General features: G+C 43.2%; 15 protein-coding genes. 5 read left to right on the top strand and 10 right to left on the bottom strand.

The window, feature by feature from the left end; all coding sequences use genetic code 11:
- Positions 1 to 188: 188 nt before the first annotated feature.
- From ID165_RS16500 to ID165_RS16510, 3 genes are all read left to right on the top strand, one after another.
- Positions 189 to 3287 carry a TonB-dependent receptor gene (locus ID165_RS16500; protein WP_192346115.1) on the top strand — a complete coding sequence of 1033 codons (3099 nt, stop codon included), beginning with the start codon at positions 189 to 191 and terminating at the stop codon, positions 3285 to 3287.
- A gap of 17 nt (positions 3288 to 3304) precedes the next feature.
- Complete coding sequence (locus ID165_RS16505) at positions 3305 to 4807, top strand: RagB/SusD family nutrient uptake outer membrane protein (protein WP_192346117.1); 1503 nt, start codon at positions 3305 to 3307, stop codon at positions 4805 to 4807.
- A gap of 426 nt (positions 4808 to 5233) precedes the next feature.
- Positions 5234 to 8383 carry a PVC-type heme-binding CxxCH protein gene (locus ID165_RS16510; protein ID WP_192346119.1) on the top strand — a complete coding sequence of 1050 codons (3150 nt, stop codon included), beginning with the start codon at positions 5234 to 5236 and terminating at the stop codon, positions 8381 to 8383.
- Between the two features lie 379 nt (positions 8384 to 8762).
- Here the strand turns inward: ID165_RS16510 and ID165_RS16515 are convergent, their stop codons facing one another.
- The 3 genes from ID165_RS16515 to ID165_RS16525 all read right to left on the bottom strand — a co-directional run bounded on the left by ID165_RS16515 (position 8763) and on the right by ID165_RS16525 (position 11936).
- On the bottom strand, positions 8763 to 9812 hold the full coding sequence (locus ID165_RS16515; RefSeq protein WP_225586798.1) for a hypothetical protein: 1050 nt from the start codon (positions 9810 to 9812) through the stop codon (positions 8763 to 8765).
- A gap of 22 nt (positions 9813 to 9834) precedes the next feature.
- Positions 9835 to 10899 (bottom strand): DJ-1/PfpI family protein, encoded by a 1065-nt coding sequence (locus tag ID165_RS16520; protein ID WP_370539701.1) that lies wholly within the window; start codon positions 10897 to 10899, stop codon positions 9835 to 9837.
- 65 nt (positions 10900 to 10964) lie between these two features.
- Positions 10965 to 11936 (bottom strand): GlxA family transcriptional regulator, encoded by a 972-nt coding sequence (locus ID165_RS16525; RefSeq protein ID WP_192346123.1) that lies wholly within the window; start codon positions 11934 to 11936, stop codon positions 10965 to 10967.
- A gap of 297 nt (positions 11937 to 12233) precedes the next feature.
- Between ID165_RS16525 and ID165_RS16530 the strand changes: the two genes are divergently transcribed.
- The gene (locus tag ID165_RS16530) at positions 12234 to 13367 is read left to right on the top strand and encodes a VCBS repeat-containing protein (protein ID WP_192346125.1); all 1134 of its coding nucleotides are present in this window, start codon (positions 12234 to 12236) and stop codon (positions 13365 to 13367) included.
- Positions 13368 to 13494: 127 nt separating this feature from the next.
- Positions 13495 to 13830 carry a HopJ type III effector protein gene (locus ID165_RS16535; RefSeq protein ID WP_192346127.1) on the top strand — a complete coding sequence of 112 codons (336 nt, stop codon included), beginning with the start codon at positions 13495 to 13497 and terminating at the stop codon, positions 13828 to 13830.
- Between the two features lie 204 nt (positions 13831 to 14034).
- Here ID165_RS16535 and ID165_RS16540 read toward each other — a convergent pair whose 3' ends face one another.
- The 7 genes from ID165_RS16540 to ID165_RS16570 all read right to left on the bottom strand — a co-directional run bounded on the left by ID165_RS16540 (position 14035) and on the right by ID165_RS16570 (position 21684).
- Entirely contained in the window at positions 14035 to 15570 is a 1536-nt protein-coding gene (locus ID165_RS16540) for a DUF1593 domain-containing protein (RefSeq protein WP_192346129.1), read from the bottom strand.
- Positions 15571 to 15635: 65 nt separating this feature from the next.
- Entirely contained in the window at positions 15636 to 16961 is a 1326-nt protein-coding gene (locus ID165_RS16545) for a DUF58 domain-containing protein (protein ID WP_225586799.1), read from the bottom strand.
- A gap of 10 nt (positions 16962 to 16971) precedes the next feature.
- Positions 16972 to 17961 (bottom strand): MoxR family ATPase, encoded by a 990-nt coding sequence (locus tag ID165_RS16550; protein WP_192346133.1) that lies wholly within the window; start codon positions 17959 to 17961, stop codon positions 16972 to 16974.
- A complete protein-coding gene (locus ID165_RS16555; protein WP_192346135.1) occupies positions 17933 to 19159 on the bottom strand; it encodes a DUF4350 domain-containing protein in 1227 nt (408 codons plus the stop codon). The genes ID165_RS16550 and ID165_RS16555 overlap by 29 nt, the downstream gene beginning before the upstream one ends.
- Entirely contained in the window at positions 19156 to 19953 is a 798-nt protein-coding gene (locus ID165_RS16560; protein WP_225586801.1) for a DUF4129 domain-containing protein, read from the bottom strand. Before ID165_RS16560 ends, ID165_RS16555 begins: the two co-directional genes overlap by 4 nt.
- Positions 19901 to 20728 carry a hypothetical protein gene (locus ID165_RS16565; RefSeq protein ID WP_192346139.1) on the bottom strand — a complete coding sequence of 276 codons (828 nt, stop codon included), beginning with the start codon at positions 20726 to 20728 and terminating at the stop codon, positions 19901 to 19903. Before ID165_RS16565 ends, ID165_RS16560 begins: the two co-directional genes overlap by 53 nt.
- Positions 20707 to 21684, bottom strand: a complete 978-nt coding sequence (locus ID165_RS16570) for a stage II sporulation protein M (RefSeq protein ID WP_192346141.1) — start codon at positions 21682 to 21684, stop codon at positions 20707 to 20709. Before ID165_RS16570 ends, ID165_RS16565 begins: the two co-directional genes overlap by 22 nt.
- Between the last annotated feature and the right edge of the window lie 60 nt (positions 21685 to 21744).

The raw sequence follows: 21744 nt of genomic DNA on the forward strand, positions 1-21744 counted from the left end.
TTTTCACCTTGATAAAATCAATAATTAATTATCCATACCTAGAAATAATACAACATAAAATCTAACACTTATAAAATAATATAAATAAAAAACAATAACCTTATATTAAGAATCCATAAATCAGGATTCGGCAGGACAGAGAAGGTATTACATAAAATGATATTGTAAAATCAATAAACCTCACTATAATGCTAAAACACACTATCTACTTAAGAGGGATTCTTAGGACAGGGCTCCTTTTGATCCTGTTTTCCCTAGCGGGACTTGGCTACAGCCAAACCGCCCCATTAAAAGGAAAAGTAACAGAACAAGGTTCACAGGAGCCTATTCCCGGGGCACTTATCGTAGTAAAAGGAACACAACGGGGAACGGTCACTGAAAATGACGGAACATTCAGCATTGATGCAAATTCTTCTGAAACATTGGTAGTTAGTTTTATAGGCTATACCACCCGGGAGATTTTGATAGAAAATACTTCGGAAGTAATGAACGTTTCCCTTCAAGTGGACGAAGCTGAACTGGATGAAGTAATAGTCATCGGGTATGGAACCCAAAAGAAGTCAGATTTGACAGGAGCGGTAGGCTCAGTAGGCGAAAAGGATCTAAAAGACAGACCGTCTGCTTCTCTGACACAGAATCTCTCCGGAAGAGTACAAGGGGTAAATGTCTCTGTGAATTCAGGAAGACCGGGAGGTCGGGCAAATATCAGAATACGAGGCAATACTTCCGTGAGTATTGCGAATGATCCGCTTTATGTCATTGATGGGGTAATATTACATTCTGCCGGCTTGGCAAATGGAAGTACACCGATTGATTACATCAACCCAAATGACATCGCTTCAATAGAAGTGCTTAAGGATGCTTCTGCAACGGCAATTTACGGAGCGCGGGGAGCAAACGGCGTAATCTTAGTAAGTACAAAAAGAGGCAGCAAAATAGGCGGGACAATTACTTATGACGGAAACTTCAGCATAGGTATCCTTCCTAAAAAAATCCCGCTTTTAAATTCTGCAGAATTTCTAGCCACCGAGGATCTGGCGTACCAAAACGCACAAAAATATGACCCAACAGGATGGGCAAATGGAATCTATAAAGACCCGAAGCTAAAAAGAACTGACCCAAACCTTTTTGATGCCAATGGAAACCCGCTTTATGATACAGACTGGCAAGACGAATCATTTCAGCAAGCCTTCACCCAAAACCACCAGCTAAGCTTAACCGGCGGGAATCAAGACGATAGTTACGGAGCATATTTAGGTTACCGAAATGAAGACGGACTGATGAAAGAGTCATGGATGAAAAGATTTTCAGGCAGGTTTGTCTTTGACAGTAAGCTGAAGAACTGGGTGACAGTAGGCGGTGGATTGAGCTATAACGACCAAAAAGAAAGTCAGGTAGACCCATTGGGAAATGGGGGGATTATAGCCATGCGCCAAGTACTGGAAGCCCTGCCGATCATTCCTGTAAGATACCCTGACGGCAATTGGGCAGGAAATGCAGATTATCCGGGAATGGAAGGAGGAAACAACCCTCTTCATGTTGCAAAAGAGCGGGTTTATCTAGTGAATACACAAACCGTATTGGGTAATATTTACGCCAATTTTTTCCTTGCAAAAGGCCTTGAGCTGCGATCAAATATTTCAGCCAATATTGTGAATCAACGGGTTGACTACTATGGTGGGAGAGAGTTGAATTATATCGCAAGAAATCAGGGTGGAGATGCCTCTATCTCTAATGACAGACTCAACTCCTGGCAATTTGAGAATTACCTTACTTACGTTAAAGCCCTTAACGAAGACCATGCATTCAACGGAATGGTCGGCATTTCATGGCAGCATGTGGACAGGTTTAATTCCACAGCCAGGGCACAAAATTTTCAGGATGATTATTTTATGTTCAATAATCTGGGGGCCGGAGCAAATGCGATCCAACCCCAATCAGGTAGCGTAGCATACGGGCTTAATTCTTACTTTTCCCGATTGAATTACACCCTAAAAGACAAGTACCTATTTACGTTTACAGGCAGGGTGGATGGTTCTTCCAAATTTGGAGAGTCCAACCAATATGCATTTTTTCCGTCTGCGGCATTTGCCTGGAGAGCTTCAGACGAAAATTTCCTGATAAACAGCCCCGTGATCTCAAATCTGAAATTAAGATCCAGTGTGGGAGTCACAGGTAACTCCGAAATTACGGCTTATCAGGCACTTGCAGGCATGGGCAATTATTCAGTAATATTCAACGACCAAAGGGAAATCGGAATTGGCATCAGCAGATTGGCCAATCCGGATCTACGCTGGGAGAAAACAACACAAGTTGATATAGGAGCTGAATTGGGATTGTTTCAAAACCGTGTAATGTTTGAGGTCGATCTGTATAGAAAAGTCACTGACGATATGCTTCTAAGTGCTCCGGTGCCATCGAGCAGCGGCTATACGGTAGTAAGCCAGAATATAGGCAGTATGATAAACAAAGGTGTTGAAATAGGTGTAAGTACTGTCAATTATGAAAAAGCCAATTTCTCCTGGAGCACGAATTTTAACTTTTCGTACAATAAGAATGAAGTGCTGGAACTTGCCGGTGGCTCGGATATTTTTCTTGGCTCCACCATTGTCAGAAAAGGTGAATCGGTAGGCTCATTCTTCGGGTTTATCCATGACGGCACTTGGAATTTAAGTGAAGAATCCACTGCAGCACAATACAACAAGCGTCCAGGTGACATCAAGTATAGGGATGTGAATGAAGATGGTATCATCAATGATTCCGATAGAGTCGTGATAGGCAAAGGTATTCCTGACGGCTTTGGAACACTCGCCAACACATTTACTTATAAAAACTTCGAATTGCTGGTGGATATACAGTACACTTATGGCAATGACGTATTATTTAGAAGCAAGCATTCTGCCGAGGACAGAACAGGAATTGCCAACAGTTTCAAAACAGTGCTAAATGCTTGGACTCCGGAAAATCAGGAAACAAACATCGCTCAAATCCGACCACTGACTGCAGGATATAACACAAACAATGATTCTGACCGTGTTCAGGACGGCTCATTTGTCCGCGGAAGAAACCTGATGCTTTCGTACAACTTCCTCCCTCAGACTTTGGAAAAAATCAACGTGGCACGAATGAGAGCCTACTTGTCTGTACAGAATTTCTTTCTCTCTACCAAGTACGACGGATATGATCCTGAAGTCTCCACATCGGGTGCTGCATTTGATCAAGGAGTTGATCTCTATGCCTACCCTAAGCCTAGAGTGTTTATGCTTGGTGTAAGTATCACATTGTAAATTTTAATCCACAAATTATGAAACGCTTAGAACTATATATAAAAAAAATATCCCTAGCCGCCTTATTGGTTTCAGCAGCCGGTTGCGCTGATTTTCTGGATGAAAGCGATAAATCAAACTTCACCTTGGACAGCTATTTCACGAAACCTGAACATGCAAAAAGCGTAGTCAACTCCATTTATGAGAGTTTACAGCCTATCATGTCCAGCGGATTTGGTGGAGGCCCATGGATGATGGTAGAATTTGCCACCGGCCTCGCTGACACGGAATTAGGCCAAGCACAGAATAGTCTTTTCGTAAAAGACTTGGTAAACAATTCTGACAATGAGTATGGCCAAACCATTTGGACCAGCTTCTACAAAGGTATTGCCAATGCGAATATTGCTATCGCCAGAATTCCTGAAATCACAATGGATGAAACCGAGAAACAGAAACTAATCGGGGAAGCAAAGTACCTGAGAGCATACTATTACTTTAATTTGGTACGGATCTTTGGCAATATCCCATTGACTCTAGAGCCTATAGACCTGACTTCGGAGGGTCTTTTTGCCCCTCCGGCTGCCACAGAAGATGTATATAATCAAATTGTATCGGATCTGCAGGATGCCGAAGATTCCGGACTTCCCATGAGAGATGCCAGCGGACGAGTATCCTTGGGAGCCGTCAAATCACTGCTATCATCTGTCTATCTGACCATGGCTGGTTATCCGCTTCAGAAAGGCTCCGGACATTATTCGTTGGCAGCAGCTAAATCGAAGGAAGTAATAGACTCAGGCGAATTCTCCTTGTTTACCTCCTATGATGAGCTACATGATCCATCGATGAAAAACCTGGGCGAAAACATCTTTATGGCTCAGTTTGCTGCATATATTTTACCTTCTAGCTGGCAAGTATCTATTATTCCTTACAACAGAGGCATCTCAAATTACAGTGCTGAGACTGGGGGTATTTTTGCTCAGGAAGAATTTGTGAAATCTTACGAAACCGGTGACAAAAGAACTTCTGAGAAAGCGTTTTATTACACCAGTTATTCACTTAGAGATGACAGAACCCAAACTCTGGAGCTGGGCGATTATTACATCTACAAGCATTTTGATGAAGTAGCCCAAACAAACACGACAAGTAGCGGCATGAACTGGCCAATATTGAGATTTGCTGAGGTACTTTTGATTTTTGCAGAAGCCTCCAATGAAGCTGACGGGCCTAACGGCGAGGCTTACAATGCGGTCAATAAAATCAGAGATCGGGCTGAATTAGCTCCTTTAAGTGGGCTTTCAAAAGAAGCTTTACGGGAAGCTATTTGGAGGGAGAAATTCCATGAACTGTCTTATGAGAATAAAACTTGGTTTGACATGGTGAGAATCCGAAAAGGATTTAATGTCAAAACATTGGAATTTGAGGACTATGTAGGCCACCAATTTGTATACGGACCTACGCTAAAAGAACGTGAATTACTGTTCCCTATCCCTACTGCTGAGATTAGGAACAATAAGAATCTTGTCCAAAACCCCGGCTATTAATGAACTGTAAAAGGCAATTCCATCAATTGGGATTTCTTTTAAAAAGCATGCTCAAGGCTGTTTTCCTATAATCCGGCAGGCTGTACTTAAAAGGAAGGTTTTGACTTATCTGCCAAAACCCTCCTACAGTCCGGGAAACAAATGAATGCGGAAAAACACACGATAATTTCCCCGAAGATGATAATGAATACCGGCAAAAAGAATAATTTATTAACGGACATAAGAATTAATCCGACCGTTTGCTTTGCAAAAAAACGCTACAATCAAAATAAACTTTGTACTTCCACAAAAAGGGCATAATATCATTGTATGTATTTCAACCGGAATATATGGCAGCAACCTTATTGCAGGCTTTTCCAAAACCCTCTGAATTCTCTGGATTAACACATCCAAATCAACACTAAAAAAGTGACAACCACTTGTATCATGCTTAAAAAATATCCCTTCTCACTTCTCTCCCTACTTATTCTAGGAGTTCTCACCGTTCAATGCACCCAAAAAGAGACCATTGAATTAAAGCCCAACGCCCGAATCGCCCTGATCGGAAACAATCTGGGCTCTAGAATGATGGATTACGGGAGTTTTGAGACTGAGATGCAACTCAGAAATCCGGACAAAAATCTGTATATCCGAAATCTTTCCGATCCAGGAGACACTCCCGGCTTTAGGCCTAGATCCGGAACCAATGATCCTTGGGCTTTCCCCGGAGCGGACGCTTTTCAGGATGAATACGCCACCCTTTCAGGCAGCGAAGGCCATCTGGAAAAACCTGACGAATGGCTGACCAGACTGCAAATAGACATTATTATTTCGTTCTTTGGATACAATGAATCATTTCAGGGAGTAGACGGGTTGGAGAATTACAAGGCAGAACTTGATGCGTTCATCAAGCATACGCTGCGCCAGAAATACCACGACACACTTTCTCCCCAATTAGTCATCGTCTCTCCCATTGCTTTCGAAGACTTGTCCGAAAAGATAGATGTGCCTAACGGGAAAACAGAAAATGAAAACCTAAATCTCTACACGGTAGCCATGCGGGAGATTGCAGAAAAAAACCAAGTGATATTTGTGGATGCTTATACTCCAAGCAAGCAATGGTATCTGGAAACGGAAGAAGATTTGACCATCGATGGCTCACAACTTAATGAGGCAGGATATCAGAAACTGGCTGTACTGCTGGCAGATGAGATTTTTGGGAAGCAAAAAATCAAGAATGAAGCAAATAGGAAGCTGGTTCATGAGGCCGTGCAGGAGAAAAACTGGTTTTGGAGAAATGACTACAAAATACCAAACGGTGTTCACGTCTTTGGCAGAAGATACGATCCTTTCGGACCGGACAATTACCCTTTTGAATTGGAAAAAATCCGTGAGTTGACCGCTATCAGAGACACCGCAATATGGATGGCGAATAAAGGAGAAAGGAAAGATCTTGTGGCTGCCGATGCCAAAACCAAGAAACTCCCCGAAGTGAAAACCAATTACAATCCGGAGCAAAACGGCAGTTTGGAATATCTATACGGAGAAGAAGCCCTAGCCAAGTTAAAAGTAGCTCCAGGATATAAAATCGAGCTTTTCGCCTCCGAGGAGGACTGGCCAAATCTGGCAAATCCCGTTCAGCTTTCATTTGACAACAAAGGACGACTTTGGGTGGCCACCATGCCAAGCTACCCACATTACAGGCCGGGAGATTCCAGACCGGCGGATAAGCTGTTGATCTATGAAGACACCAACAATGACGGCAAAGCAGACAAGGAAACGGTTTTTTCGGATGACCTTCACATTCCGGTAGGATTTGAATTGGCTCCGGAAGGCGTATATGTGTCTCAGGGAAACAACCTCATCATTCTCTACGACGACAATAAGGATGATAAAGCCGATCGCAAGGAGATTTTACTAAGCGGGTTTGACGATCATGACACGCATCATGCGATTTCAGCATTTACCACCGATGAATCCGGAGCGATTTATATGGCAGAGGGGGTATTCCTTCACAGTAACGTGGAAACTTCCTACGGTACTGTCCGTGCGACAAATGGCGGTTTCTACCGATACACCCCAAGCAGACATAAACTGGAACGCGTAGCCCAGGTAAGTATTCCCAACCCTTGGGGAATAGCTTTTGATGAGTGGGGACAAAACTTCTACGCGGAGACTTCCGGACCGAATGTAAACTGGATGCAACCCGGATCCGTCTTGCCGCGCTATGGAAATGCCACGAATAAAGGCGCAAACCTTATCCAAAAAGATCAGATGGTAAGACCCACTTCCGGCTTGGAATTTATTTCCAGCAGACATTTTCCTGATGAGGTGCAGGGCGACATGATTATCAATAATACCATCGGGTTTCTTGGGACTAAGCAGCACCAAATGATAGATGAGGAAATCGGATTTTCGACCAAGTGGAGACAGGATCTGCTTACGTCCACAGACAGAAATTTCCGTCCTGTAGATATGGAAATTGCACCTGACGGTTCATTGTACGTAGTAGATTGGCACAATATTCTGATTGGTCACATGCAGCATAATGCCCGCGATCCTCTGCGGGATCATCAGCATGGAAGAATTTATAGAATCACCTATCCATCCAGACCATTGGTAACTCCGGCTAAAATCGACGGAGCAAGCATTCCGGAGTTGATGGAAAATCTAAAACTGCCTGAGTACAGATCTCGCTACAGAACACGCAGGGAACTACGTGGAAGAGACCAGACAGAAGTTTCGAAAGCTGTGGCCGATTGGGCAAGTAAGCTGGACAAGAATGATCCAAGATATGAACATCATCTTTTGGAGGCACTTTGGGTAAGTTGGGGGATCAATAAGGTGAATCAAGAACTACTGGAACAGTTACTAAAAGCCAAAGATTACAGGGCCAGGGCAGCGGCCGTGAGAGTCCTTCGCTACACAGGCCATCAGGTATCCAATCAAAAAGAATTGATGGCCGAAGCAATCAAAGACAAAAATGGCCGGGTACGACTTGAAGCAATTGTGGCGGCTTCCTGGATGCCACGTGAAGAAGGTCTTGAGGTGCTTTCAGCTGCTGAAGGTACGGAGATGGAAGAATGGATTACACCAGCTTATGAAACTGCGGTGGCTCATATTTCCGGGCTTTCTGTAAAGGAGAAAAAAGAAGAAGACATCAAGTCTTCCTTGACTGGTTCAGACAGAGAGCTATTTTTACTGGGTAAAGAAATTTATGCAAGAGAAGGATTCTGCAGTACTTGCCACCAGCCGGATGGACAAGGCCTTTCCGCATCAGGCTTTCCTCCACTTGCAGGCACTCCTTGGGTAACAGGAAGTGAAGAGCGATTGATCAAAATTGTTCTAAAAGGCATGATGGGGCCTATTACAGTACTTGGGAAAGACTATCCGGGACAGGTGCCGATGACACCTTTCGAAGGTATGCTGGACGACTCTGAAGTGGCAGCCGTTTTGACTTTCGTGAGAAACTCCTTTGGAAATTCCGCTTCGGCCATTTCTCCCGATCTGGTGAAGAAAGTAAGGGAAGAAGTCAAAGACCATACGGGATTCTTCCAACCAGCCGAATTGTTGAAAGCGCATCCGATGGAGAAATAGGAATTTTGTCCGTTGCTGGATGACTGATTTGATTCGATGTTCGAAATTTGGGTTATTGGTTATTGATATATTGGATGATCGGGAACCTTTCAACTCCGCTCAGGGCGACACCGATGACAGATTGAGCGGAGTCGAAGTCTTTTTTATTCGAAAACCCGAAGTAGGTAAAGCTTTAAAATGGCTTGCCTCCAATTGTTGCATGATTGATTCTGCGACGACGACCCTAAACTCCAGAAAAAGCCTCGTACTTCGTTTCTCAGCTATGCCCAGACAGGGATTTTAACCGCTCAACTTCCTACGAAGAACTAAGCTCTCAATTTAGCCCTTTCCAGTCCTAAGAAGAGGGGAACCCCTGCTTGCGTATAGGTGATCTCCGCAGTTACTTTTCCACGTTATATAAGTAATCAGCAGCTGCCTTACTCATTTCTCTAAAGTCGTGGCCGATATTTGAAATGATTTCTAATTTCCAATTGAATTCAGAGTGTAGTTTCGATGCGATTTTCTTTGATTCATTATAAAAATACGCCCCTCTTTCTAATCGATGAAGACCTTGTTTATCAACTTCTGCTGAACTCCTTAAATCTCCTCTTGTTTCATTAGCATCATCTTTTTCTCCAAGAAATAAAACAAGATTCTTGCTAAAATCTAAGTCCTTTCCGGATTTATAACTGTTTTTAAGTCCATATGGAAAATCCTCTATATCTGTTGGAATAGTGTACCACCCAGAATTTGATGATAAAATTCTATTGGCTTTATTATCTGATTTAAAAATTGCAAGTCGATGTAAAATTTGTCCACCAGCAGAATGACCGAACAAATCGTAAGTATCTGTTTTCAGATTAAGCTTGTTTTTTGTTAAGTTGAAAATTCTGTCAAAATCGTTAAAAATCCATTCATTTGGATTTTTAACGATTTTAAAACTTGCCATAGCTGTTCTTTCGTCATTTATTTCAACGGCTGTAATCATTCCTGCAAGATTGTAACTCCAAAATCCAGGGTAATATCTTTCAGGGTATTCAGGTGAAAGAACCAGAATATTATATTTTTCTGCATTTCCAATCCAAGCGTTTCTATATTCATCTCCATCTCGTCCAGCACCTGGCAAAACCATCAAAACAGGCGATTCGGATTTCAGATTCCGTGGTTTATAATAATGAATGACTATTTGTTTTCCTTCTTGTAAACCTCCATCAATTAAAAATTCCCCACTTCCGTCTTGAATCTTTATTTCATTTACAATTAGTTCCTTTTCAGGAATTAAAGCACTTTTTTTAATAAGATCCATTTTACAATGGGGACAAATTCCAGATTCATTGAAATTCAATTCGTCACAAGGTAAATCACAAGGTTTGCATACATACTCTCCTACTTGTTCTTTACAAGAAATAAGCCCGAATAAAATAAGCCCGAATAAAAATTTTGACTCCATAGTTTTTAATTTATTTGATTGATCATTTTTCTAATTGCGTACAACAATTTATCTTACTAAAGACCTCTCCATTTTTCTCTACCTTATAGCCAATGACTTCTCCCTTCTCTCCCCTCTGAAAGTAGATCGCATCCCCTCCCTCAACATCGCTGAACACGTCCTCATATTCGTGGAATATAGGATAGTTTACCCCACGGATTTTGGCATAGAGTGTTTGGTCATTCGGATTAAAAGTCAGTTCAAAGGTTGTGCTTCCCTTATGCGAATAAGTTCCTACAAAATCGATCAATTCTGGGCTAGAGTAAGCAATGCGGTAGGGGCTGTCACCTGAAAGAACTAATCCGTCGCCAGGCACCCAATTGTCATACTCCATGTAAAAAGCAGTTCTTCTCGCCGCATTCAAACCCTGAAACTTGGCCACCAGATGCAGGGCCCCGTCGATACCAGCCGAGATTCCGGCAGTGGTAATCACCTTTCCATTATCCACAAAACGGACTTCCCGTAGCACTTCAATTTCTGGATAGTTTTCTTCCAGACTATTCAAAGAATTATGAAAAGTTGTCGCTGTCTTTCCATCCAATATTCCCGCCTCAGCCAACATAAAAGCTCCCGTGCAAACGGAAAAGTGATATTCTACTTCCGTTTGGTCTTTGATCCAATCGATCACCGCCGAATCCTGATAAGCCACCACGGCATTCCCCCCAAAAAAAGCCAAAATATCAGCTTTGGGTGCGTCATCAATCGAATAGTCAGGAGTCACGTTCAAGATCCCTTGAGACTTGATAAGGTCCTTGGTTTTGGAAACGGTAAACACCTCGTAACCCGCATAGGAGAACACCTCCATAGGCCCGGCAAAGTCCAGCACCTCTACGCCGTCCTGCAGGTAAAAAGCAATCTTTTTGATCTGGTTCTTTTTTACCAAAGTCATATTACAATGTGGGCAAGTCCCAGGCTTTGAAAAAATCTCAGAGTCGCATGAGCTGCCGCAGGGGGGACAGACATAGTCTGGTGCATCACTTATGCTTTGTGCCAAAAGAGAAGATTGAATCATCATGCAGATTAATATCGAATAGAAAAGCCGTGTCATATCTTGATTTTTTTTTCAAAATTAGAGTCAAGTACTCCTCCATAAAAGGACAACCGTGCGCAAGATCAGGACAATTGCCGAGGAAGAACTCCTTTGTGTTTTTTGAGCAAAGCACGGAGCTGATTGGGGCTTTTAAGTCCGCAACCCAGTGCGATTAATTCCACTTTCTCGCCTCTTGCAAGGAGTTGGACGGCCTTTTCCAAGCGGAGCTTGTCCCTGTATTCACCCAAAGTGATTCCTGTGGTTTTCTTGAAAAGCCTGCTCAAGTTGCGGGAACTCATATTTACTTTTTCTGCCAAATCCTCCAAAGAATTTGTTTGATCCAGACGATTTGAGAGTAAATCTTGAACCTCATGGATGCGGTTTTCGAGGTGGTTCCGAAACTGTAAAAAAATGCTCAACTGAGGATCGTCAGATGTCCGACGCAGATATATAACCATCTCCTTGGCCACCTGAATCGCAAACAGTGACCCAAAAACCTCTTCCAGCAGATAAAGCGATAGGTCAATCCCCGAAGCCACTCCCGCGCTAGAATAGATGTTTCCGTCTTTGACAAAGAGCCTGTCAGCAAGCAGTTTGGATTTAGGAAACTGCTGTTGAAAAACCTTGGAATATTTCCAATGTGTCGCACAGGATTTCCCCTCCAGGACTCCTGACTTTGCCAGGAGAAATGTACCGGTACAAACCGAGCAAACTTTCGCACCCCGATCAGCCTGGATTTTAACCCAATCCAAAAAGGGTTGGATTTTTTGAAAAAACTGCTGCCCGAAAAACACTTCAGACTCCAATCCGGGAATAATTAACCAATCTGATGAGCAAAGTTCAAAATCGTTGAAATTCTGCAGATTTGTGAGGCTAAGACCAGCACAAGAATCAACTTCCCTATTTCCCTCCAATGAAATGAAATAAGAAGACACTGCAGAATTTAGACATTTGGCTTCATAAAACACATGGACAGGCCCACTCAAATCCAACAATTGAACCTGTATGGGAACTGCGAAAAAAGCCCTGTATTTTTGGTCTGCCAAAACATCCATGTGTCTCAAAATTTGCTAAAGATTAGGAGTAATAAAGCGAATACCAAAATCCCAATTCGAAAAACAAAGAGAGCAGGACAGCTCACTTTGTTTTTTTGCCAAAATTAGGCCGACCATCCTTGTTTCGTATTGTTTATTTCCTCCAATTTACTTTCTACGAAATCATAGCATGTCATATAACCTCTAAAAATCAAATTATAATCATATGAAATCGAGCATGAGGCAAAACCTCACACACTGGGATGATTATTTACCATGCGAGATTCCATGTGACCGTTAAAAAACAATTATAAACACATGAAATTACTCTACCTGCCAATTGCCATTTTTGCTCTCCTGAGAACTGTCCCTGCTTTTTCTCAATCCAAAAATATCAACTTCGAAAAACAAATGGTCGCCTACGAAAGCACGGAATCTGTCGGAGTATTTGATGTAGATAATGATGGCACATTGGATTTGGTATCGGGAAGCTATTGGTATAAAGGCCCGAAATTCCTCGACCGCTTTTTGATCGGACAAGTCAAACGCTACGGAGAATATTACGAGGACTTTTCCACCATTCCCATGGATGTGAATGAAGATGGGAAAATGGATTTTATCACCGGAGGCTGGTTTGAAGGTACTTTGGTCTGGAAAGAAAACCCGGGAGATGGAAGCGAATGGCCTGTGCATGAAATCGCCAATACCGGAAATATAGAAACCAGCAGGGGCTTTGACATCGATGGGGATGGACTATTGGAGATTGTTCCAAATACTCCACGCAAGGCACTCGCCTACTATAAAAAGACCGGGCCAAATCAATTTGAAAAATTCCCGGTCCATGACACCCAAGGCCATGGATTGGGCTTTGGAGACATCAATGGAGATGGGCGGGGAGATCTGATTATTTCCGACGGCTGGCTAGAGGCCCCTGCAGACCTGAAAACAGGAACATGGATTCATCATGCGGATTTTGATCTGGGCGATGCAAGTATCCCAATGACCGTCGCAGATGTGAATCAAGATGGATTGAACGATATCATCGTCGGGCAGGCACATGGATTCGGATTGTTTTGGCTGAAGCAAAAGAAAGAAGGAGACAAAATAAGCTTTGTCAAACATGAAATAGACCCATTCCAATCCCAGTATCACACCATGGAATGGGTGGATATAGACAATGACGGTCAAAATGAACTGGTCACCGGCAAGCGTTACCGTGCGCACAACGGCAAAGATCCGGGTGGAAAAGATTATGCAGGATTATATTATTTCAAATGGAACGGAACTTCATTTACCAAAAATATAATCAGCTATGGACCACTTGGCGAGGGCAAGGGAAGCGGGCTCTATTTTTCGATTGCTGACCTCAACTCAGATGGCTGGAAAGATATTGTCGTAGCCGGTAAAGATGGATTGGTGGTTTTTGAGAATCTGGGCAGGCCTGAGAATTAAGCATCTCCCACTAAGGTGCAAAGGCGCAATTTCATTATTTTCTCTATTCTACCCATGATCTACAGTTCGGAGGAGTATAAATGGCATTTTCCAAAAAATCCCCATCTTGCGGTAAATATTGAATTTTATGAATATTTTAGATCAGATCAAAAACGCCCCTGCCGCTATTTCTTTTTCGGAGGTGATTGCGCACATAGATTCCCACTATGAATTTACACCCACCAGATTTTTGAATGGAACAACAGTAAACGAAGCAGGTCAAAACAATGGGAGTTGCAAAATCTTTTCCTTCGCAAAACTTCAAAACTTAACTCCGATAGAAACTTTGTCACTTTTTGGAGACTTTTACCTAAAAGACGTTTTGCAAAATCCCGACGGAACGGATCACCAAAACATCCGGAATTTTATGCAGTCAGGTTGGGAAGGGATCAAATTTGAGGATGAGGCTTTAAGGCCTATATAGTTAAATTCTCTGAATATCTCTAATGATGCCAGCGCCTTAATCTCTTTGTTAATCTGGCCGGAAGACCGATGACGGTAGACCGAAGCATGACTTAAATGTTAACCAATCCTTAGTACTTTAATCTCTTTTAGGATAGAAATCAGATCAACATATAAGAATAAAATCTGTAAACCTGATCCGCTTAGGGCCTGATTTCCCAATCTTTCAATCAACCTTAATCACAAACCGCTGATACCTCGTCATTGGATGTGCTCCATTGTCTTTGACTTCGGCGATTATGTGAAGTTGGCCTTTTGCGCTTGAATCAAGCTGAACCTGAAGATTATTCCCTTCTGCCATTAGTTTCACTTCACCGGAGTAGGTTCCTACTTCCTTATATACCCAAAATTTGGTTTCCAACTTATCTCCGTCCGGATCGGAAGTTTCCACAGAAAGGGCAAGACTCTCACCTGCCTTTGCCGAAGGCGAGTGCGTTCCGACCGCTTTCACTACCGGAGGATGATTTGCATCTGCATAATCCATCACACACCAATCTGCCCGTGCTGCAAAGTCCTCCTGAATTCCCTCCACCCAGCGAATCTGGGGATAGGTAGCGTCTAGTGTATCCGTAAAAGGATTGAAATCCATGACATTTTTCCCGTCTTCCCATCGGTTGGGCTGCTCTTCCGACTGAACCAACCGGCCTCCCCAGCCACCCCATTGGGGATTATCCAAATTATCCAAACCCACATTGATTAGATGAAGGTATGCAGGGGAGTCTCCTTCAGAAATAAAATCATAAACACCAAAAGTCCCCCATTGTGCATTTTCCAGTTTGGTGGAATCTCCATGAATATGCTCATCATCCCCTTCTTGCTTTTGTCCATCGCCATAGCTGTAATAGTGCTTTAGCAATGGACCATGGTTGTTTATAATCTCATTTCCTATGAATTCCCCTTCAAAAAGGTAATGCTGTGGCTCAGGCACAGCACTTTTCCACGCATAGGCAAAGCACCAAAACTGACTTGAATTATAGAAAATCTTCAGATCAGGCCAGTTGGGAGCAATGTATTTTCTGTAGGTAGCATCCTGATCCAGTATCGCATACAGTATGGCTTTGTCTGTCACTTTCTTGTAAACACTTTCCCATTCGTCGGTGCCTTTATAATCCTCCTCAATGGATTTTAAAGCACGGGCAATGGTATTCGTACCACCCCAAACCTGCAAGTAAAGCGGCTCCATATTATCATCAAGCAGTTTTTCTTTGATAAAGTCCGAACCTTCCGTATCCTCCTCCATCTCTCCTTCAAAATCAATATTCCCTACTTTCACCAGGCTTCTCAGATAATCAGCTGTAGGAAAACCATCGGCATGCTGACTTAACTTTGGGTAAATTTCTTCATAAGAATCCAAAAGCGGATTCATCCATTCCACCCCCGGCCAGCGCAAATCAGGAATTGCTCCATACATAGTTTTGGTCATTTCCATCTCCGAAGTGAAAAGCGTCCCTTTCCCATCGCCTTTGTAATGCCACATGGACGAGGAATAAATCAAGCCTTCGATCTGAAACTCATTGGCATAAAGCAGCATGCGGATAAAAGAATCCACATCATCAATCTCTCCATCGGTAGTGACTATTGTCCTTGGCTTTTTGGACTCTCCAAGAGTTTCGGTGACCGTTTCTGTTTTGGTAGGTTGGCATGAGAAAAATATCAGCGTCAGAAATATTGCCACTAGTAGAGACTTAGATGGAATGCGCATAGGTTATTGGGGTTGAGGCAATAAAATAATAAAAGTGGGGCATAAAACCACCTAAAACCGGATTTTCAAATCAACCCTTTAGCTTTTATCTCCATGTATTTATTGACGGCCTGCATACTTAGATCTTGTGGAGCACAGAGGATCGTTTGAATTCCATGCCGATTCAGTTCCTTGGCAATAAGTCTTTTGTCATAAACAAACTTGGCAGCGATGGTTTTTTCCACAATTCCCGAAAGAGATTCTGCCGGCTGGACAGAGAATTCCTCCAGCAAGTGATTCTCAAAAATCACTACTAGAACCAAATGATGCTTGGCTAGGGCTTTCAGAAATGGTAATTGCCGCCTCATGGCTCCCGCATGCTCAAAATTGGTATAAATCATCAGCAAGCATTTTTGCCCCAGCTTTTTCCTTGCCCAACTGTACAGCTTACCAAAATCCGATTCGGGAAAACCCGTCTTGATATTATACAGCAATTCCATCACGGTCAGGAGCTGGGTAGGCCGGTGATAGGCTTCACAGGTGAGGCCTATCTGATCTGAAAAAGTGGCCAAACCTGCTTTATCCCCGTTTTTAAGCGCTATGTTGGTAAAAACCAAACTACTGTTGATCGCATAATCCAGCAGGCTGAGGCCTTCGAAGGGCATTTTCATCACCCGTCCTAAGTCAATGATGGAGTACACCGGCTGGGCTTTTTCTTCCTGATAGTGATTGGTCATCAATTTCCCTGATTTGGCAGCCGCTTTCCAATTGAGATTGCGAAGGCTATCTCCGGTGACGTAGGGCTTGATTTGCTCGAATTCCCTGCTTTGTCCAAACTTCCGAAGCTTTTTGAGACCATGCTCCCGCTTCAGTGCATTGAATGCCAAAAACTCGTATTTCCTCATTTGCAAAAAGGAGGGGTATACCTTGACCATTTTGCCGTCATCAAAACTATAGCGTTTTGCAACCAGCCCCAAAGGCCCATAAGCAACCAAGTGAAGACTCCCAAATCGGTATTCCCCCCGTTGCTTAGGTGTGAGGACATAAGAACTCGTCCGGTTTTCGTCTGAAGCCAAGTTTGTGTAATATCCAAAGTCCCTTTTTTGAAACTGTTCCGGTATTTCGTCCAAAACAAACAGGCGGACAGGAAATCGGTACTGATTGGCGATGGTGATTTCCACTTCGTTTTCATCACTGTTGGAAAACTTCTCCGGAAGCTTTCTATCGGCTGTGATCCCCGCCTTTTTTCCAAAAATCAATAAAAAATCCACCACAAACAGTACCAACAGCATGGCTACAAAAAAGAGGGCAATGGGGTAAAGCACCCAAAACCAATAGGACAAAAAGAAGACTACGGCTACTATCGCCAGTCCCGCATATAGCCTTTTTCCCAGAAACAACTGTTTAAACAACGTGAACAAATCAGCGGGGGATTTCTATGGATTGAATGATTCCTTCCAAAATCAAATCAGGGGAAATGCCTTCCATTTCCTTCTCCGGATTGAGAATGATCCGATGTCGCATGGCCGGGATAGCCGCTCTTTTGATATCTTCAGGAATGACAAAGTCCCTCCCATCCATTGCAGCCAGCGCTTGGGACGCACGAAAGATCGCCAAAGAAGCTCTCGGTGAAGCACCTGCATACAGGCTGGGATGATTTCTTGTTTTGACCACCATAGTGGCGATGTAGTGGAGCAGCTTTTCTTCAACCCTTACGGCAGAAGTCCATTCCTGAAACCTCAAAACCTCCTCTCCTGAAATTGCAGGAACCACATTCGGTTCACTTTCTGTTTCGGATCCCCTGTTTTTGAGGATCAAAATTTCTTCCTCAAGGTTAGGCAATCCAAGGTGGATTTTGAACAGAAATCTGTCCATTTGTGCCTCTGGCAAGCGATAGGTCCCTTCGGAGTCAATGGGATTCTGTGTCGCCAAAACCATAAAGGGAGTAGCCATCGGGTACGTGTGCCCATCCATTGTCACCTGACGCTCCTCCATCACCTCAAACATCGCCGATTGGGTCTTGGCGGGAGCACGGTTGATCTCGTCAATCAGGACTATATTGGAAAAGATGGGACCTTTTCTGAATTCAAATTCTCCGGAATTAAAAACAGAAGTACCCAATACATCCGCAGGCATCAGGTCAGGAGTAAATTGAATCCGGCTAAATCCGGTATCGACTGACTTGGCAAACAATTTACTTGTTAGGGTTTTTGCAATGCCGGGAACACCTTCAAGCAGGATATGTCCTTTACTGAGTAATGCCACGATCATAAGCTCAATCATTTCATTCTGGCCAACGATCGTTTTTTTGATTTCCCTGCGGATTTTCTCTATTCCCTCTGCGATATGTTCCACCGGTAAGCGGTTGCCGAAGGGCATGCCGCTATCCTGCGGGTTGGAGATTTCTTCCATGTTGTAGTTTTGATTTAAAGTCTTCAATTAAATGATATAGCTGCAAAATATCTTCAGAGCTCAGCAGCTTTTTTGCTTCCAATACGCTCAGCTGCCTGACCAAAGCCCGGGTATGATCCGGATGAACTCCGCTTTTGTTGGCCAATGAAAGGGCAATTTCCTCCTGATCCTCCCCTGTCTGCAAGTGGAAGGTTCTTCTGCAATAATCCCAAAACAGCTTAAGTTGGAGCTGTCCCAGCTCTGTCATATCCTTGCGGTTGAGGTAAATTGAGGAGATTGTTTTGGCAAATTCCAGGGATTGATTTTGGGGAGGTGTGATGATTCTAATGGCTTTTTGCCTGCGTTTCCCCTCGAACACCACCCATAGAGCCAGTAAAATCCAGCAAGTAAAATACGCAGCTTTCAGGGAAGGATTGCCCAAGACTAAATACAAAGGCGAAGAAGGGGTAACCTTGCCTTCTTTGATGTAATGATCCAGCAGCACGGGGTAATTCAAATCCCAAGTTCCCAAAACCTGTTCTGTATAAGATTTATTGGTTTTGTCCAAGAGAAAATAATTGGAAAAAGCCTCCGGAAAAGCGTGGAGTGTGACGAGCCCCTTTCCTTGCCTGAGTTGGATAAAATTCGGTTGCGCTCCTACCGTGTCCAGAATACTTTGGTCCCTGATCTTTCCCAATGTTTGTACTTGCACGGAATCTCCCCATTGGAAATACTCGCCAAAATGAAATTGATCGTAGGTGATGGATTCGACCAAGTCCATAGGTGCTTCCAAACTCAAGGTAAATAGTCGCTCCGCTTCAAAATTTTCAGGAAAAACATCCTCACTGAGTCCAAGGCTATCCAGTAGCACAGTAGATATATTTGAGGACGACACAAACAAATGACCGCCGCTACGCACCCAATCCAACAATAGCTCACATTCGTCGGGATCTGTAGAGAAATACTGATTAATAATCACATAAGTACCCACTTCCGGCATTTCTCCAATCGCCTCGAATGGCGGTGTATAAATAGCTCTCCAATCTCCTGATTCCTTTTTCACCAGATCATAGAATACCTTGGCCCCCAAAGGACGACTGTCATGCTGCTCATAACTGGGAGACCAGTCCACGGGAGGAGGGCTGGAATGGATCAGCAAAAGCACTCCCAAAATCAGTAAGGAGAGCAGCATCAGCAGAATCTTTTGGCCTTGGCTCATGACAGCTGGTCTAGATTGCTAAAAGCTCCTTCCAGCTCCCCGTAAGCGGTGGCATCTAAGTCAAAATGCCCATACCAAACGAAGTTATAGATTCTGGTCACTTCGGTGAAAGGTGCAAGAAATGGGGTTTCCTCCAGTTCCTTTTGGTAGTCAAAGTTAGTTTTGGAAGATTTCCACACGATCAGTTTGCTCCGGATAAGGTGCTGCAATACCGAAAGGTAACGGTATCTCAAGGCAAGTCGGAAGTCCTGATTTCTCAGTGCTTCTTCTTCAAGTTCTTTTAGATTATCACTTTTGAGCAGAGCTTCGTCCGCACTCAGAGAAGACAGTGCGGTTTTACCATCTTGGCTAGCACCTGAGCTGTATTTCATGACGAGCCAGACGAGCAGACTCATCAGCATCATGAGCAAGAGGTAAGGTGCCAATTGAAAAAACACCTGCCAAAAACCGGAAAGAGCCGATCCTCCCAATATTCTATCCAAAAATTTATTCCATGCATTTGTAAACCACAACTTTACCCGGTGAAGCCAGTTTTTCTCCTGTCGGATTTCCTCATAATCGTATTCCGCCTGAGAGAGGTAGCCATCTTCATAACCCGCCTCAAATGACCAAGCCTTGTGATAAGTAAAGCTTGGTGAGTCCAATCTTGTACCCAGGCTGTCTTGGGCATGCAGAATATCCTGCTTAGCCATCACCGGCCGGTATGGGGATAAAAAAAACAGAAGAGCTATCAGTCCTATTCTAGCCAAGGTCCTCAAGTTTCGCCTTAATTCCGGTTCTGTTTTTTTCTTCATCCAAATCAAAATAAATCAGGCCAAATGCAACAACCATAACTATAGAAATCAGATTACTCGCAGCAGAACCTAAGGTAGCTAGAAGCAAATAGATAAAGTCGCCTGAAAGTTCTTCATTTCCCTCAATCACCGAAAAGAACGTCTTAGTACCTAGATAGACTGTGCCCGGAAGTTGAAACACGAAGGATATGATTCCCATCACGATGAACAGCACCAAAATAGTCCCGAAAGTAACCCACCAATATCCCGAAACCAATTTGAATGCCTCACGGATACTGTCAATTTTCCCCATTCCCAGAAAGCAAAACACCGGAAAAACCATAGATACAGGCACCATAAAATAAATTCCGGGAATAATGAAAAACATAAATCCGAGAATAATGAGTAGATAGCACATTACTGATAGTAAGACCAGATGCCCAATTTTTGCGCGGGCATTCTGTATGACAACCTCCTCTTGTACATTTCCCTTGGTGTCAATATAGTTCTGCATAAAAGCATAAATCGCAGCAGACACCGAAGCATAAAAAAGCACACTACCCAACATCATGAGAAGGAACACTAAAACAAAGTATAGTGGATCGGTAGTAATCCAAAAGGCTGTATTGGCATATTGATAAAGCCCCGATAACAACACTGTCAGCACAAAGAATACTCCCGAGGTCTTTAATAGGATATTCCAAAGCGGGGTGATATTGATTCTAATAAAGGTGAATGAATCAGAAAGAATGGTTCCTAATTCCCTCCTGGTTCTTAATTCAAGATAAGGATGCATAGGTTGGACTTTTTGAATAGTTTGATAGGTAAATAAACATAATAAAAAACGATCAGAGTCAAAGAGCCCAAGATGATTAGGATGCTGAGTGCATCCGGCATTTGGGTAAGTCGGGTGACAAAAGATTCCAAAAAACCCGCAATCACAAAGAATGGGATTGTGCTGATGAGAATTTTCACACCATCTTTCATCCCACGACGAAAGGAATGCAAGCGGCTGAATGTTCCGGGAAAAAGGATTCCATTGCCCAACACCAAGCCCGCACAACCGGCAATAACTATAACAGAAATCTCTAGTGTTCCATGAATCCAGATCGTACGGGCAGATTCCCAAAGGAGATCTTTAGCATGGAAGAAATATTGGAATGAACCCAGCATCACCCCATTATACATAAGCACGAGCAGAGTGCCGACGCCCAGAAAGATTCCTGCTACGAAAGCGGTAATGGCTACCCGGATGTTATTGACAGTAATGCCCATAAACATATCCATCCGGTTCATTTTCTTGTAAACGGCCATCGGATCACCCGAGTCGATATTGGCCAGGGTTTGATTCACGTAGCTATCGCCCAGAATAGAACGCACAAAGGAAATATCGGTTTGGGTAGAATAAGCTCCCATCACCGCAAATAGGACAAACACAAAGAAAGAGATCGCTAGTTGGGGAAGGTATTTGTAAAACATCAGCGGAAAATCCTTTGTATAAAAATCCAACACTCCTTTGAGCCCCACTTTTTTATCCCGATAAACTTCACGATGATATTGGGAGACTAAGTGATTGAGGTAGACAATAGCTTTTCCTTCCGGATAAAACGTCCGTGCATAATTGAGATCATCCGAAATCTCCAAGTACAAGTCTGCTAAATCAGATGGTGGAAGCTCAGTTTTCTTGGATAAATGCTGTTCCAAACTGCTCCACTTCGTCTGATTTTTCTTGATAAAAAGTGATTCTCTCATTAAATTATATAATTATCCGCAATCATGCCAGTAGCCTCATTTTCTTTGGCTTGCTGGCAG

The sequence above is a fragment of the Algoriphagus sp. Y33 genome (assembly GCF_014838715.1).
In the GTDB taxonomy this organism is placed as follows: Bacteria; Bacteroidota; Bacteroidia; order Cytophagales; family Cyclobacteriaceae; genus Algoriphagus.